The following is a 13,475-nucleotide window of genomic DNA, read 5'->3' as shown; positions in this document are numbered from 1 at the left end:
ATTAAAAATTTGGTAATTCTGGCCTGTTAGCAAGACCGGTTGCTATTACCTTTAATACATGTTCACGCTCTGCTCCAGCCAATGGAAGGCGCGGCGCACGCACATATTCAGAGCCCAAATCGGTAGCGACCTCAGCCAACTTAATGTTTTGAACTAATTTAGGGTTAATATCTAACTCGAGCAATGGCAAGAACCAGCGATATATTTCTAAGGCCTCGGCAATTCGACCTTGTTTTTGCAATTCAAAAATAGCCACGGTCTCTCTGGGGAATGCACAGACAAGACCGGCTATCCACCCGTCGGCACCCATAAGTAAACTCTCTAAAGCTAAAGTGTCTACACCGGTCATGATCTTAAGGCGGTCACCAAAGGCATTCTTAATTCTAGTTACGTTAGAAATATCGCGCGTAGATTCTTTAACGGCCTGTATGTTATCGCACTCCAACAAAGATTCAAACATGGGCAAAGTCACTTCTATCGTATAATCGACAGGGTTGTTGTAAACCATGATGGGAAGGTCTGTACTAGTGGCTACTGCTTTAAAATATTCTACTGTTTCTATCGGGCCGGCTTTATAACGCATTGGTGGTAACATCATCAGGGCGTTGGCGCCATCTTCTTGAGCCTGTTGGGCTGCAAGAACTGCTCCTTTTGTGGTTTGCTCCGCAATATTGATAAGCACCGGTACTTTACCAGCTACCAGCTCGGCAGTATGCTTAGTTAATGTTCTTTTCTCCTCCACAGAGAGCGTACTAGCCTCCCCTAAGGTACCTCCCAGAACTATTCCGTGGACACCTGCATCTACTTGAGCCTGAATGTTCTTTGCAAATAACGGCAGATCCAACTCGTCTTCTTGAGTAAACTTTGTGGTCACTGCTGGCATTACGCCTTGCCATGCTACTTTCATATTCAAATGGTTTTAATACACTCAAAAATACAACCTAAAGCCTGCTTAGCTTTCGAATAAATTTTCCATTATTAATACTATTTTGTCTAGTTTTGATGAATCATTATTTAAATAGTGACAATAAATGATTGGTTCTAAAGTATTACCCTTTACGATTCCTAAGTCTGAAACGGCTTCTATTACGGTACAGCACGATCGTGAATTACAGTTTTACAAGCATTTACATCAACATCCTGAAACACAATTAAGTCTTATAATTAATGGTAGCGGAACACTTTTCTGCGGAAACACTTTAGTCCCTTTTACCCCCTACAGTTTAATTTGTGTGCGCGGAGGTCAGCCGCATCTGTTTAGATGCGAACCTATTGAAGGACAAGTCCTTGAGCGCATATCTGTATTCTTTCTAGAAGACTGGCTGACTAGTATTTGCGAAGTCACTCCAGAGATAAGTAGTTTACAGAAAAGCTTTAAATCTGAAAGTAGCGGTTGGTATTTAAGTGATATTGATCTGAGTATCTCCAACCAATTCGAAGCGCTGTCACGAGCAAAGTCTGCAGGGCGTTTTCAGCAATTCATTGCTCTACTAGCAGCTATAGGCAACCAAAAAATACAAACGATAAACAATCTTGGTCAGCCTAAGAATTACCGCGGAGAAGACTCTGACCGAATGAGTAAGATCATTGAGTACACCATGAATCACTATAGAGAACCCATCTATATAGAGCAAGTGGCAGACAAGATCGCCCTCACGCCATCCTCCTTTTGCAAGTATTTTAAAAAGCGAACGGGGAAATCTTATGTGCAGTTCTTAAATGAGATCCGTTGTGAAGCTGCTAGTAACCTACTGATCCAAGATCTAGAAATGGAAATGCCGGCCATTGCAGAGCGCTGCGGATACAACTCTATTGCCAACTTTAACCGTCAGTTTAAAAAGTATCAAGGCAGCTCGCCTAGCGCTTATCGAAAACTCAAAGCGATTCCCACGCTAAACGGAGTTTCTTACTAAACTTGGCCACCACCAGATCGTAAGAATGATCTATCAGCTCCGTGATCAAACTAGGAGGCAAGCCGGAATCTATAAGTACTGTGTTCCAATGCAACTTGCTCATGTGATACCCAGGAAGTATGAGGCCATCATATTGAGCGCGGAGCTCCACACTTCTGTCTGGGTCACATTTAAGATTGGCCTGAGCTGGTAAGCGTTCTAATCCAGATAGGGCAAACATCTTACCCATTACTTTAAAGACCAAGGTATGCTCGTCAAAAGGAAAGGATTCGGTCACGCCTTTTTTAGCTAAACAGTAATTTCTAAAATCTTCTATGTGCATGCTAATCGATCAAATAAACAACACCCGGGCGCTCGTCCAAATGCACAATTAAAAATTTGGCTCCCAACGGAATCTCCATTTCGAAATCGAGGGTAGCAGTTTCTTTGTTCCAAGTGGTTTTTACCGGTTTAATTCCGCCGCCATCAAAACTCAAACTCACAGTGAGGCCTTTAGGGACCGGGAGGCTAAAGAACCATCTCCCAGAACTATTAGTGCTTTGCAGAACGCCTTCTTGGGGCGACAGCAAGGCATAATCGCTAATAGCTTCGTCTACTATGATGGGCATACGCTCAAAAACAGCTCGGTCTAAAGGAAATTCAAGCAATTGATCTTCTTGCAACTGCGGAAAATGGGAATAGCTAAAATGCTGCGGATCTGTCTTAAAAAAACGATAGGTAGGATCTTTAATGAACCGGTCCGTATACCGTCCTGCTCCCCAGGTAGGATCAAAGAGAAACGCCTGGCCCGAAATATATGCGACGTTCCACATATGATTTACATCAAAGGAGCGGGCAATATCATCCAAGGAAGCTTTGGAATCACCGCGCACCAAATACGACTGCACTCCGGTCAATTCACACAGCCGTTCGAAGAGGTACGAATAACCTTCGCAGACCGCGACTTGTTTCTCTAAAACGCGAGTTATAAGCTGCTCTCTGAACTTCTCCTGTTTCTTGTTTCGCTCGGCTACTGTGGTAAAGCTGTAATCTAGGGCCTTATACTCTGCAGGGTCGTAGGCAATATTGTTGATGATCCAGCCGTAAATGGCACGGAGTTTATCGGCCTCTGAGCTAAAGTCTCTATTGATGAAAGTAGCGAGTTGTTCTGCGGATTGGGCTTGGGCAGGGTATAACTGAATTACTGCATCCACTCTGGCAAAGTCTTCTTGGGCCTTAAGCGCGGCGTTCAGACCAAAAAAAATAAGGCAAAAGAGAATCGCTCGAATCATTCCGCACTTATTATCCGGTACAAGACAGGTCTGCTCGGTACAGCATCGCTCTCTATATTGGGCAATTGCAACTCCAGCACATACTGGCCGTCTTGGATCTGATCTTCCACAAAAATAAATTCGGTAATGGTCGCATGTTCTCTAGGCATGCCATCCATATCCCAAAAAGCGCGATGCGCTGCCAACTTACCTTCGTCCTCCTCACGATCTACAGAAGGGGTGTCAATAAGTAAATGTTGTACTCCTTTACGACACAGCATGGCTGCTGCTTCTTTGGTCAAATAAGGCCAATTGGAGTGCGAATATTGTTTGCTGAGTTTATCGTTATCGTTAGGCAGCGTTCTTATTACTACGGCTTCTACCTCCTTTAAATGATCTTGCAGCTGATGACTGCCGATCAAAGCATCACCATTTTTAGATTCTGGACTTACACTCACCACCTGCGCTAAGTAGAAGTAGCGGTGAAAACTCTGGTTCACCGAATGTTGCTCTGCCGTGATGTGCCCTAGCGATTCTGTATGAGTTCCGTGGGCATGAGGAATAATATGCATGCTGGTAAAATTTACCGCTGCCCCAGCTCGTACAGCCCCTTCCCAATCGTCTAGTTTTACTGGTTTGAACTCCGGATGGCCTACATACCAAGCATTCGGATTATCGGCTCCGGAGCGCATCGGAATAGAAATATCCAAAGGCTTATCCAGATCAATGGCGAGCTCGCGCTCCCCTATTTGAAGTCTTGCGATCATGATGTCAAGTTAAGCAATCTTAGCTTAAAGAAGTTTAAAAAGTTCCGCAGCAATACCATCCGACAGGAATTTGGCATCCTTAGGTACATGTAAGGTATCGCCATCTAAAAAGATCCATTGCTTGGCTTGTAATTCTGGCAATAAAGATTCTGCATACTCGCGATAGACAAGGCCAAAATCCGCAACGATCTTGGGTAGAGATACGCCCTTGGCCGTGCGTAAACCAGTCATGATGTATTCGTTATAGCGATCGTTCATGCTTAGAGTTTCTGACTGATGCGGCCGCTTACTATCTTGAAGCGCTTTGATGTAAAGCACATTATTTGATACATTCCAACTGCGTGTATGAGCCACCAAAGAGTGAGCCCCAGGACCTATCCCCAAATAAGGGACTCCTTCCCAATAAGCCGTGTTGTTCTTAGAGTGAAAACCGGGTTTACCAAAGTTGCTAAACTCGTAATTCTCATAACCCGCTTGTTGGGTCATACTTAAGAGTAGATCGTAATGCGCCTTGGCCAAAGCCTCGTCTGCCGGAGCAACAACTCCTTTTTGAATAAAGCGATCTAGGGCTGTATCTGGCTCTACGGTCAAGGCATAACAAGACAAATGCGGAACCCCGGCTTCAAAAGCCGTCTCAAGGTTTTGCTGCCAGCTTTCTAAAGACATTTCGGGCACGCCATAAATAAGGTCGATGGAATAATTATCAAACTGCTCACTTATCAAATTCAGAGCTTTCCTGGCCTGCTGCTCATTGTGGGCCCGATTCATAAAACGCAGGTCCTTTTCTTTAAAAGATTGGATTCCCAAACTCAAACGGTTTACTCCAATGGCCTTATAAGCAGTAAGAAGGCTATCTGAAATATCGTCTGGATTGGCCTCTAAGGTAAACTCGAGGTCATTTGTAAGCTTGTAATTTTGGCTAAGCGTGTTGAAGATCTGCTGCAATTGTTGTGCACTGAGTAAACTGGGCGTACCTCCTCCGAAGTAAAGCGTAGTGATCTCATCAGCAAGTTCCGCCTTACGCAAAACGAGTTCTTGGCAAATGGCATCCACCATAGCCTGTTGATGCTTTAAGGTGGTGGAAAAGTGAAAATCGCAATAATGACAAGCCTGTCTGCAAAAGGGTATATGGATGTAGATTCCCGCCATTATTAAAGGTATAACACAATTACTATAGACAGGGCAAAGCTAATCGCCAAATAGAACATAAAGGCCAAGAAAAAGGCGATCAGGGCCTTGAGTGAAGTCAGCATCATATTCCCTTTGAGCCAAGCCGGAATTGCTAAAGCCAAATAAAGGCCAAACAAGAGCGCAGGCAAAAAGTTCGGCTCTGCTCCGCTTAACTTGAGATAGACTTGGAACAAGGTGTTTATAAGGGTATACACGCAGAGTAGATAAAAACTAATTGCGACAAATTCGGCCAAGCGATATCTTTTGTAGAAAAACAACTTTAAAAATCCGCCTAAAGTGAAAACAAAGACGAACATAAAATTGTTGATGTTGGCAGACATGAACTTTCCGGCCTCGTATAACCAGCTCACATCTGTATTGAGTGTTGTATCTGCTGCCACGCTTTTAAACGGATCGAATTTTAGAACAGATCGCACCAACAAGAACAGGGCAGTCCAGAGTATAAAGTAAGCCACCGGTTTGTAGTACTTTTTGCGCTGTCCATCTAAATATTCGTTGAATAGCTTTCCGGGAGTCCTAAAGAGCGCTGAAGTAGTTCGCCAGATAGGCGCTTCTAGGGTAAATAAACCAGAGGCAAGGTCGGCAAAGGTCTCCTTAAAACTAACGCGATAAATTCCTGTGCGCTGTCCGCAATTGTGGCAATATGCGCCTTGTGACCGGGTTCCGCAATTTCTGCAAATGGACTGCTCTTCCATAACGAAGCTTTAGCCTATTCTATCCTGATTGTCTTTAATAAAAGCGCCCCAGCCCGAGTAAGATTTTCCAGTCGCAATCTTACCGTCATTATAGAAATGGCAAACCGCAGCAGCCAAACCGTCTGTGCTGTCTAAGTTCTTTGGCAGTTCTTTAATGCTCAAGATACTTTGCAGCATTTTAGCCACTTGTTCTTTACTGGCATTTCCGTTACCGGTTATGGCCATTTTGATCTTTTTAGGCGAGTACTCCGTAATGGGCACTTGTCTGGAAAGTCCTGCCGCCATGGCAACTCCCTGGGCTCTGCCCAACTTAAGCATAGATTGCACATTCTTTCCAAAGAATGGTGCCTCAATTGCGATCTCGTCTGGGTGATAGGTTTCTATGAGCTGTACGGTTCGCTCAAAAATATGCTTGAGCTTTACGTAGTGGTCTGCATATTTGTGCAGTTGTAGTTCGTGTAATTGCATGAATTCCATCTTCTTACCAACTACGCGAATGAGTCCAAAACCCATAATGGTTGTTCCGGGGTCTATCCCTAATATGATGCGTTCTGTTTTACTCATCGCTTATTTTGACACGAATGCTAACCTACTGCCTGCGGATTGTTTAAATTAGCAAGCCATGGTCTTCTCAGACAAAGCTAATCAATATCTGTTAGTCGCCCTAAAATTGATCATTTTGGTGGCGATGGCCATTTTTCTTTACAACAAACTCTATGTAGACAACCAAGGGCAATTGTGCGCCTTGTGGCAGCAGATCACCGAGAACTTGGCAGTTTGGACTTTGATCTGTTGGATTGGATTGAGTTTTCTCAATTGGGCATTAGAAGCCAGAAAATGGCAACTGCTCACCGCAACTACGCGTCCGTTAAGCTATACCCTTGCTTGGAAACAAACCTATGCTTCTTTGGCAGCTTCTCTGCTTACACCACAACGAGTAGGTGAATACGGAGCCAAGGCCTTGTTCTTTGAATCGGCAAAGCGCAAGCGTATCCTTTGGCTCAACTTTTTGGGCAATATGCAACAAATGGCAATTACCTTGCTCTTAGGAACTCCTGCCCTTATTTGGGTGAGCACCAAATTCGACCTCCCGATCTCAAGACTCAATTTGCTCTTATTAGGGCTTGTTTTTGTATTGCTGCTGATCTTTGGCTGGCTGATCCGCAAAAGGCAATTATTGTTTCAAGGCTTGTCTTTAGAAGCACTTTGGAGCAAAACCAGAGCCTTACCCAATAGCATTTTAATTTGGACCGCCGTTCACAGCCTGCTCCGCTATGCGGTATTTTGCAGTTTATTGCTTTGGATGTTGATTGGTTTTGGAGCTCCCTTTGACTATTGGACCTTATTACCATTTGCCCTTGCTTATTATCTTCTGAGCAGTATTACGCCCATGCTTTTTGTTTTGGATGTGGTAGTTAAAAGCGGACTAGCCGTTATGATCTTTGGCCGGGTGGGCGTAGATCAAGTTCCTGTGGTCTTTGCCGTATTGCTGGGCTGGATTTTGAACTTCGGCCTACCTGCCCTGATAGGTAGCTGGATCATTACAACCTATAAAAAAGCTGCAAAATGATAACGCTAACGAGCATTGTACTGCTGCTTTATGCCGAGCTGATCATTTGGGCCTACCGTGGGATAAGCAGATTAAAGCCTTTGGATTTTACTTCGGATGTGAACCAGCTTAAGGCCACCATTATCATTCCTTTTAGAAATGAGGCGCAGCGGTTGGGGCCACTTTTAGAAAGCATTAAAAGGCTACCGGCAACAGGAACAATCGAACTGCTATTTATGGACGACAGTAGCGAAGATGAGTCCGTTGGTTTAATACGTGCTGCTTTAGAAGACTCAGAGGCAGACTACCAAATTTTAAAGGTGATCCGAGAATCTGTCGCTACTAAGAAAGATGCCATCACCCAAGGGGTAAAGGCTGCCAAGCATCCATGGATAATCACACTGGATGCAGATGTTTCACTTCCAGATTCCTGGTGGAATTTGATGCAAAAAGGACTTGCACAAAATCCAGACTTATTACTGGGCCCAATTGCCTTGGCTTCAGAAAACACCCTACTCAATTGGCTACAGCAAATAGAAACCGCAGGGATCACACAGCTCGGTCGCGGTTCAGCAGGTTTTGATAGACCTATGGTAGCAAATGGTGCACATTTGGCCTATAGCAAAGCTTGGTTCACTGCTGTGGGTGGCTTTTATGGAAACCTAGATATCGCAAGTGGCGATGATATGTTCATGCTTAAAAAAGCCGTCAATAGCAAGGCTGAGATCCTTTATCTGAACAGTAAAGAAGCTACCTTAACAGTAGCGGGAGCTAGCTCTTGGCCCGAGTATTTTTGGCAGCGCATTCGCTGGATAAAAAAATCCCAAGCCGTAGGCTTGCAAAACTCAAACAGAATGGGGTTAGTAGTTACTTTGGCTAACCTATGGATAATTGTATTGTTGGCGAGCACTTTCTTTGACTCTAAATTCTGGTGGATCCTAGGCGGCTATTTTAGCATAAAGATATGCTGTGATGTATGGCTACTGGCGTATCAAAAATTAGATAGCAGCCAAAACTTACTGCTTAAAACAATCGTCGCGAATTTAGTATACCCCTGGACTTTGATTATCATTTTGCTTAGAGCCACCAGCGGTTCATACCGCTGGAAGGGTCGGGAGTATAAAAAATAATATGTACTTTTAGTTCACCTAAATCGCTGAGCATGCAACGTTTAAAATCCCTTATCTTTCTTGTAGCCTTTGGCATTTCTGCATTTTCATTTGCCCAACAGAGCTATACCATCAACGGAGAATCTTTAGCCCTAAAAACAGAAGTGAGCGGCACTATTGATCTGCTCTGGAACACCTTTGACAAACAATACAGATACTTTGTCAAGAAAGATGGACAGTATTACGAATTGGTCAATACACGAGTAGATGGCAAATATCAAGAGGAGTATAAAAGTACCTTGAACGAGCTCACCGCAGGGAACGGATTGTCTACAGACCGTCTGCGAATGACCTTAGCCGGCTTGCGCAGCTTTATCAATGATTACAACGCAAGTGTGGACCCCAATTACACCTCCAATTCAGAGACAGTGGCCTTAGAAACCCGTTTGGGCATATTTGGTGGAGTGACCAATAACCGATACACTTCCAACCCGCAAAACGCTATAGCACCTTTGGTTGGTGTAGAATTCGAAATTCTAGACAGCAAACTGCTTCCGCGACATGCCATAGTTTTTCAGTTCCGACAAACCTTTGCCGTTGAGGATTTTGACTACACAGCTTCTCAACTGTCTTTGAATTATCGCTTCAAATTTGTAAAATCTGCAACAGTTGATGTATTTGCTAATGCACGTCTGGCTACCTATACCTATTCCAAAACAGTGATCACCTCAACAGATCAGGCAGAGAATTCTGTAGACATGGAAGTTTCAGGAGGCAATTTGCAAGCTCCTATACTTCTGGGCTTAGGTGCCGATGTTAAGCTTGGGAACGGATACTTGACCTTGGCCTATAACGACTTAGTTGGGCTAACTATAGACGATAATGGTGAATTTCCGGTAGACTTCAGTTTGGGATATAAATTCAATTTGTAGCCAGCACCAGTGGAAGGGTATACTCCGTCGCAACCGGCACCCCTTTTTTTGTGGCTGGTGAGACAGGCTGCATATTGACCAAGGCCGATTTGAGCCAAGATTCCAAACGGGGCAGTTGTACCTCCGTAATGGAATCCATTTTTACATTTTTGATACTAAATACGCCGCTGGTATCAATACGCATGTCCATCCAAACAGTATCGCGCAGGGATTGCACCATCCCGGGAACACTATCGTGTAAAACCTCGCTAATGGAGCCACTCAGCTCCCGATGGAAACAACGCAGTTGTGTGGCCTTATCTTGAGTCTCATCGCAATTGGGGAATAAGGGATATTGGTCCACTTCATCCCAATTGATGGTCGCCATTTCCTGCTCGAACAAGGTATCGGCATCTACTTTCTCTGTTTCAAAATACTGGCAAGAAACCATCAGCAGCAATAAAAAGTAGCAAGCTCTTCTCATGATTATTGATCTTTTGCTTGCCATTTGGCCATAAAGTCTTCCCATTTGGTGTTCTTGTACAATCCTTCTCCCAAAAAGGTAACTATGGGTAAAAATTCCTCTGCAGTCCTATACCCTTTAAAAGCCTGCAAGGGCGTGAGTATATCATTGAGAATTATATAGGTCGGGTAGCTGAGTTTGCGTTGCATAAAAGCAGCTGGGAGCTCGTGATAACCACGTCTGCCCCGCGCGACATATTTAAAGGTGTATCCGCGATAGGTGATAGAATCGCGTTCTTCTCCGTTGAGCTTTACTGCGTAGTAGTTCTCGTTAATGTATTTAACAAAAGCAGGATCTTGAAACGTGCTTTTATCCATGCGTTTGCACCAGCCACACCAATTGGTGTAAATGTCAATAAAGACAGGTTTAGGTGTTTCGGCAACCGCGGCCTCTGCCTCAGTGATGCTGATCCAATTGATCGAATCTTGAGCCTGCAAAGACACGCTCAAAAACAATAATAAAACACTGAGAAATAACCCTTTCATCGGGCTAAAAATAGCAAAACGGCTGTGAATAAAAAATTGTTCTGTCTTGCCATCCTCAATGAATTTTGAATAAGAATAACAAAGATCATTTAAACAATTTTTAGGCCTAACTGCGGATTAACCGTAAAACTGTTGAAAATTTAACAGAATTACTAACAATTCTTTGCCACTTCGAGGGAATTATTTACTTTAAGAAAATATTAACTAAAACAAACACTAACCATGAAAAAATTCAATTTTTATTCCTTGCTGTTAGTAGCCGCTGTTTCGGTGTTTATCTACAGTTGTGAAAGGGATACTGAAGTTGATTCCCCAGACGCGTCCATCGATAAGTTGGAAGAAGCAAAACTAATTACCTATTCTTCAGAAACTGCAATAGACGGTAAGTACATTGTGGTATTTAAAGACAATGCTTTTCCAAATGCCAAAAGCGGTCCAATAACTGCCATGGATTTTGAGGCTGAAAAGCGCAAAATGGAAGTAAATGCCAAGTCCTTGTTCATCAGTAAAGACATGGGCGAAAAAGTTATCGATCAGACCTTTGTTAATGCTATTAAAGGGGTGGCTCTAGAGCTTTCCAATGACGAATTGGAACTACTAAGAAAAGACAGCCGTGTAGCTTACATTGAGCAAGATCAGATCATCACCGTGAAAATGGGTGGCCCTCCAGGTGGTGGAGGTGGTGGTGGAGGAACCTCTCCACAACAAACTCCTTGGGGTATTACTCGCGTAAATGGTGGTGTTGATGGCACCGGAAAAGTGGCTTATATCCTTGACTCTGGTATTGACGCTAGTCACCCAGACCTCAATGTTGATGTAGCTCGCGGATTTAACGCATTCTCTAACGGACCAGATGCCGATTTGACCTTTGACGGAAGCGGACACGGAACTCACGTAGCTGGAACTGTTGCTGCTATAGATAATGAAATTGGAGTTATTGGAGTTGCTGCAGGAGCTACTGTTGTTCCTGTAAAAGTACTAGACCGCAGAGGATCAGGTACAATTAGCGGCGTAGTTGCTGGAATTGATTTTGTAAGTACACGCTCTGACTGTGATGCAGCCAACATGAGTTTAGGTGGTGGATTCTCGTCTGCACTTAACAATGCGGTTCAAAACGCTTCTAGCGCTTGTCCATTTGCATTGGCAGCTGGTAACGAATCAACCGACGCCGGAACTCGTTCTCCTGCTAGCGCAAACGGACCTAATATCTACACTGTTTCTTCTATGGCACAGGGAGATAACTGGTCTAGTTTCTCAAACTACGGTAACCCTCCGGTAGATTACTGTGCTCCGGGATCTGGAGTTTTGTCTACCTACAAAGGAGATGGTTATGCTACTTTGAGTGGAACGTCTATGGCATCTCCTCACGTATGTGGTATTCTATTGTTAGGAAATATTAGATCTGGCGGAACGGTAAATGGTGATCCTGACGGAAACGCCGATACTATCGCGATCCATTAATCCTATTGACCTTTAAGATATATTCTTTAACGGGCGAGCAGCAGCTCGCCCTTTTTTATTTCAACTAATGATTTCGAGAAAAAAGTATCTTTTTACCCTTTCTTTCTTAGAAGGTGGTGCTGTAATGGCCTGTGAATTAATTGGGGCTAAGCTGCTAGCTCCGTTCTTTGGCACCTCACTTTACGTGTGGGCTGCCGTACTTGCCCTCACTTTGGGCGGTTTGACTGCCGGTTATTTTCTTGGTGGTAGACTTTCAAAAAAATATGCGGGAAGCTCTAAACTGCTGTATAGAGTTTTAATAGTTGCTGGGCTACTCTTGGTAGTCATGCCTTTTAGTGCCGATCTGATAATGGATGCGACCATAAATCTTTCTCTAGAAATGGGAGCAATAAGTTCGCTACTTATTTTTATGTTACCGCCTTTGATCTTTATGGGAATGGTTTCTCCAATTATCATAAATCTATTGACAGAACAGGCAGATTCAGCCGGAAATAATGCAGGAAATGTATACGCCATATCAACCTTGGGTGGAATCTTAATGACCTTCTTAATGGGTTTCTATATCATTCCAGAATATGGACTCACCTATCCTGCGGTTATAACGGGTTTACTGCTAGCGCTACTGCCGTGTATATCTCTTATAAAATCCAAAGACAAACAAGTAATTGTTCCTCTTGTTCTTTTAGGGGTTTGTTCTTTTCTGAGTTTAACCCCAAAACAGCAATTCAATGATGAGTATCAGGTGCTGTATCAATCCGAAGGCATACTCGGGCAAGTAAAAGTAGTGGATCATCCATCTTATGGGATAACGGCAGATGCTCGAATGGGAAGAGGCTTAATAGTCAACAACACCTTGCAAACCTATGTGGGTGTTGCAGACGATCTGCAATACAGCATTTGGAGTTGGGCCAATTACTTTCCGACAGCGGCTTCTATTTATCCCGAAGGTTCTGAAGTTTTATTGTTAGGCTTAGGTGGAGGCACCTTGGTAAAGCAATTGGATCGTTTAGGTTTTGAGACTGATGTGGTGGAGATAGATCAGCGCATTGTTGATGTTTCCTTTGAGTATTTCAACATGGATCCCGCGACCAATGTGGTGATTGACGATGCGAGACACTTTGTAAAAACAACAGCTAAGAAATACGATATTGTAATTTACGATTGCTTTTTAAGCGAAGCTGTGCCAGAACATTTGTTGACCATAGAGGGCTTTGCCGATACTAAAAAGATCATGAAACCAGAAGGTATGATCATGATCAATTTCTACGGATTCATTGAGGGCGAAAAAGGCCGTGCTGCGCGCGCAGTTCTTAAAACCCTAGAAGCATCAGGCTTAAAGGTTGAGATACTGGCCACTCCAGGGGAGCCCAAGAACCGCAACCTGATCTTCCTAGCCAGTGAGGAATACAAGGATTTTACCAAGGCGGATTTTCAAGAACCCAATTTTGAGCCTATAGAGAATCTATACGATTACTTTTTAGACAACAGTAATATTGCACTCGAGGATGCGAAGGTATTGAGTGATAGAAAACCACAGCTCACCAAACTATACACCAAAGCGGCCAAAGAATGGAAATTGGGATACAACGAGTATTACGCCCAGTATTTCTATGAAAATTGA

Annotated in this window: 15 protein-coding genes; 6 read left to right on the top strand and 9 right to left on the bottom strand. The window is 43.6% G+C overall.

The genetic code is table 11. The annotated features are described in order from the left end of the window. Nucleotide 1: 1 nt before the first annotated feature. Complete coding sequence (locus BTO09_RS07780) at nucleotides 2–907, bottom strand: dihydrodipicolinate synthase family protein (RefSeq protein ID WP_087524243.1); 906 nt, start codon at nucleotides 905–907, stop codon at nucleotides 2–4. Nucleotides 908–1,031: 124 nt separating this feature from the next. On the opposite strand from BTO09_RS07780, the gene BTO09_RS07775 reads away from it, so the two are divergent. Next, the gene (locus tag BTO09_RS07775; RefSeq protein ID WP_087524242.1) at nucleotides 1,032–1,913 is read left to right on the top strand and encodes an AraC family transcriptional regulator; all 882 of its coding nucleotides are present in this window, start codon (nucleotides 1,032–1,034) and stop codon (nucleotides 1,911–1,913) included. On the opposite strand, the gene BTO09_RS07770 is transcribed toward BTO09_RS07775, so the two are convergent. The 6 genes from BTO09_RS07770 to ruvC are packed head-to-tail and all read right to left on the bottom strand — an operon-like array spanning nucleotide 1,876 to nucleotide 6,380. After that, entirely contained in the window at nucleotides 1,876–2,235 is a 360-nt protein-coding gene (locus BTO09_RS07770; protein ID WP_087524241.1) for an MmcQ/YjbR family DNA-binding protein, read from the bottom strand. The two genes, BTO09_RS07775 and BTO09_RS07770, sit on opposite strands and share 38 nt — an antisense overlap. 1 nt (nucleotide 2,236) lies before the next feature. Next, nucleotides 2,237–3,184 (bottom strand): transglutaminase domain-containing protein, encoded by a 948-nt coding sequence (locus tag BTO09_RS07765; protein ID WP_087524240.1) that lies wholly within the window; start codon nucleotides 3,182–3,184, stop codon nucleotides 2,237–2,239. Next, nucleotides 3,181–3,930, bottom strand: a complete 750-nt coding sequence (locus BTO09_RS07760) for a cyclase family protein (protein ID WP_087524239.1) — start codon at nucleotides 3,928–3,930, stop codon at nucleotides 3,181–3,183. The genes BTO09_RS07765 and BTO09_RS07760 overlap by 4 nt, the downstream gene beginning before the upstream one ends. A 24-nt stretch (nucleotides 3,931–3,954) precedes the next feature. Then, nucleotides 3,955–5,079: a radical SAM family heme chaperone HemW gene (hemW, locus tag BTO09_RS07755; protein ID WP_087524238.1), complete on the bottom strand. Its 1,125-nt coding sequence runs from the start codon at nucleotides 5,077–5,079 to the stop codon at nucleotides 3,955–3,957. A 2-nt stretch (nucleotides 5,080–5,081) separates the two neighbouring features. Continuing rightward, nucleotides 5,082–5,816 carry a DUF3667 domain-containing protein gene (locus BTO09_RS07750; RefSeq protein WP_087524237.1) on the bottom strand — a complete coding sequence of 245 codons (735 nt, stop codon included), beginning with the start codon at nucleotides 5,814–5,816 and terminating at the stop codon, nucleotides 5,082–5,084. A gap of 9 nt (nucleotides 5,817–5,825) precedes the next feature. Then, entirely contained in the window at nucleotides 5,826–6,380 is a 555-nt protein-coding gene (gene ruvC, locus BTO09_RS07745) for a crossover junction endodeoxyribonuclease RuvC (RefSeq protein WP_087524236.1), read from the bottom strand. A gap of 58 nt (nucleotides 6,381–6,438) precedes the next feature. On the opposite strand from ruvC, the gene BTO09_RS07740 reads away from it, so the two are divergent. From BTO09_RS07740 to BTO09_RS07730, 3 genes are read left to right on the top strand one after another with little or no spacing between them, the layout of a single operon-like run. Continuing rightward, entirely contained in the window at nucleotides 6,439–7,386 is a 948-nt protein-coding gene (locus BTO09_RS07740) for a hypothetical protein (RefSeq protein WP_087524235.1), read from the top strand. Continuing rightward, on the top strand, nucleotides 7,383–8,495 hold the full coding sequence (locus tag BTO09_RS07735; RefSeq protein WP_087524234.1) for a glycosyltransferase: 1,113 nt from the start codon (nucleotides 7,383–7,385) through the stop codon (nucleotides 8,493–8,495). Before BTO09_RS07740 ends, BTO09_RS07735 begins: the two co-directional genes overlap by 4 nt. 32 nt (nucleotides 8,496–8,527) lie before the next feature. Next, nucleotides 8,528–9,406: a hypothetical protein gene (locus BTO09_RS07730; RefSeq protein WP_087524233.1), complete on the top strand. Its 879-nt coding sequence runs from the start codon at nucleotides 8,528–8,530 to the stop codon at nucleotides 9,404–9,406. On the opposite strand, the gene BTO09_RS07725 is transcribed toward BTO09_RS07730, so the two are convergent. Together BTO09_RS07725 and BTO09_RS07720 are read right to left on the bottom strand one after the other, a co-directional pair. Then, nucleotides 9,396–9,869 (bottom strand): hypothetical protein, encoded by a 474-nt coding sequence (locus tag BTO09_RS07725; protein WP_087524232.1) that lies wholly within the window; start codon nucleotides 9,867–9,869, stop codon nucleotides 9,396–9,398. The genes BTO09_RS07730 and BTO09_RS07725 overlap by 11 nt on opposite strands. A 2-nt stretch (nucleotides 9,870–9,871) precedes the next feature. After that, the gene (locus tag BTO09_RS07720; RefSeq protein WP_087524231.1) at nucleotides 9,872–10,393 is read right to left on the bottom strand and encodes a DUF255 domain-containing protein; all 522 of its coding nucleotides are present in this window, start codon (nucleotides 10,391–10,393) and stop codon (nucleotides 9,872–9,874) included. A gap of 222 nt (nucleotides 10,394–10,615) precedes the next feature. Here BTO09_RS07720 and BTO09_RS07715 point away from each other — a divergent pair, with 222 nt between their 5' ends. Together BTO09_RS07715 and BTO09_RS07710 are read left to right on the top strand one after the other, a co-directional pair. After that, nucleotides 10,616–11,854 (top strand): S8 family serine peptidase, encoded by a 1,239-nt coding sequence (locus tag BTO09_RS07715; protein ID WP_087524230.1) that lies wholly within the window; start codon nucleotides 10,616–10,618, stop codon nucleotides 11,852–11,854. A gap of 67 nt (nucleotides 11,855–11,921) precedes the next feature. Continuing rightward, nucleotides 11,922–13,475, top strand: a complete 1,554-nt coding sequence (locus BTO09_RS07710; protein ID WP_087524229.1) for a fused MFS/spermidine synthase — start codon at nucleotides 11,922–11,924, stop codon at nucleotides 13,473–13,475.

Source organism: Gilvibacter sp. SZ-19, from assembly GCF_002163875.1.
Lineage (GTDB): Bacteria > Bacteroidota > Bacteroidia > Flavobacteriales > Flavobacteriaceae > Gilvibacter.
Note: the sequence above shows the minus strand (reverse complement) of the source record. Positions and strands in the feature narration are given on the sequence as shown.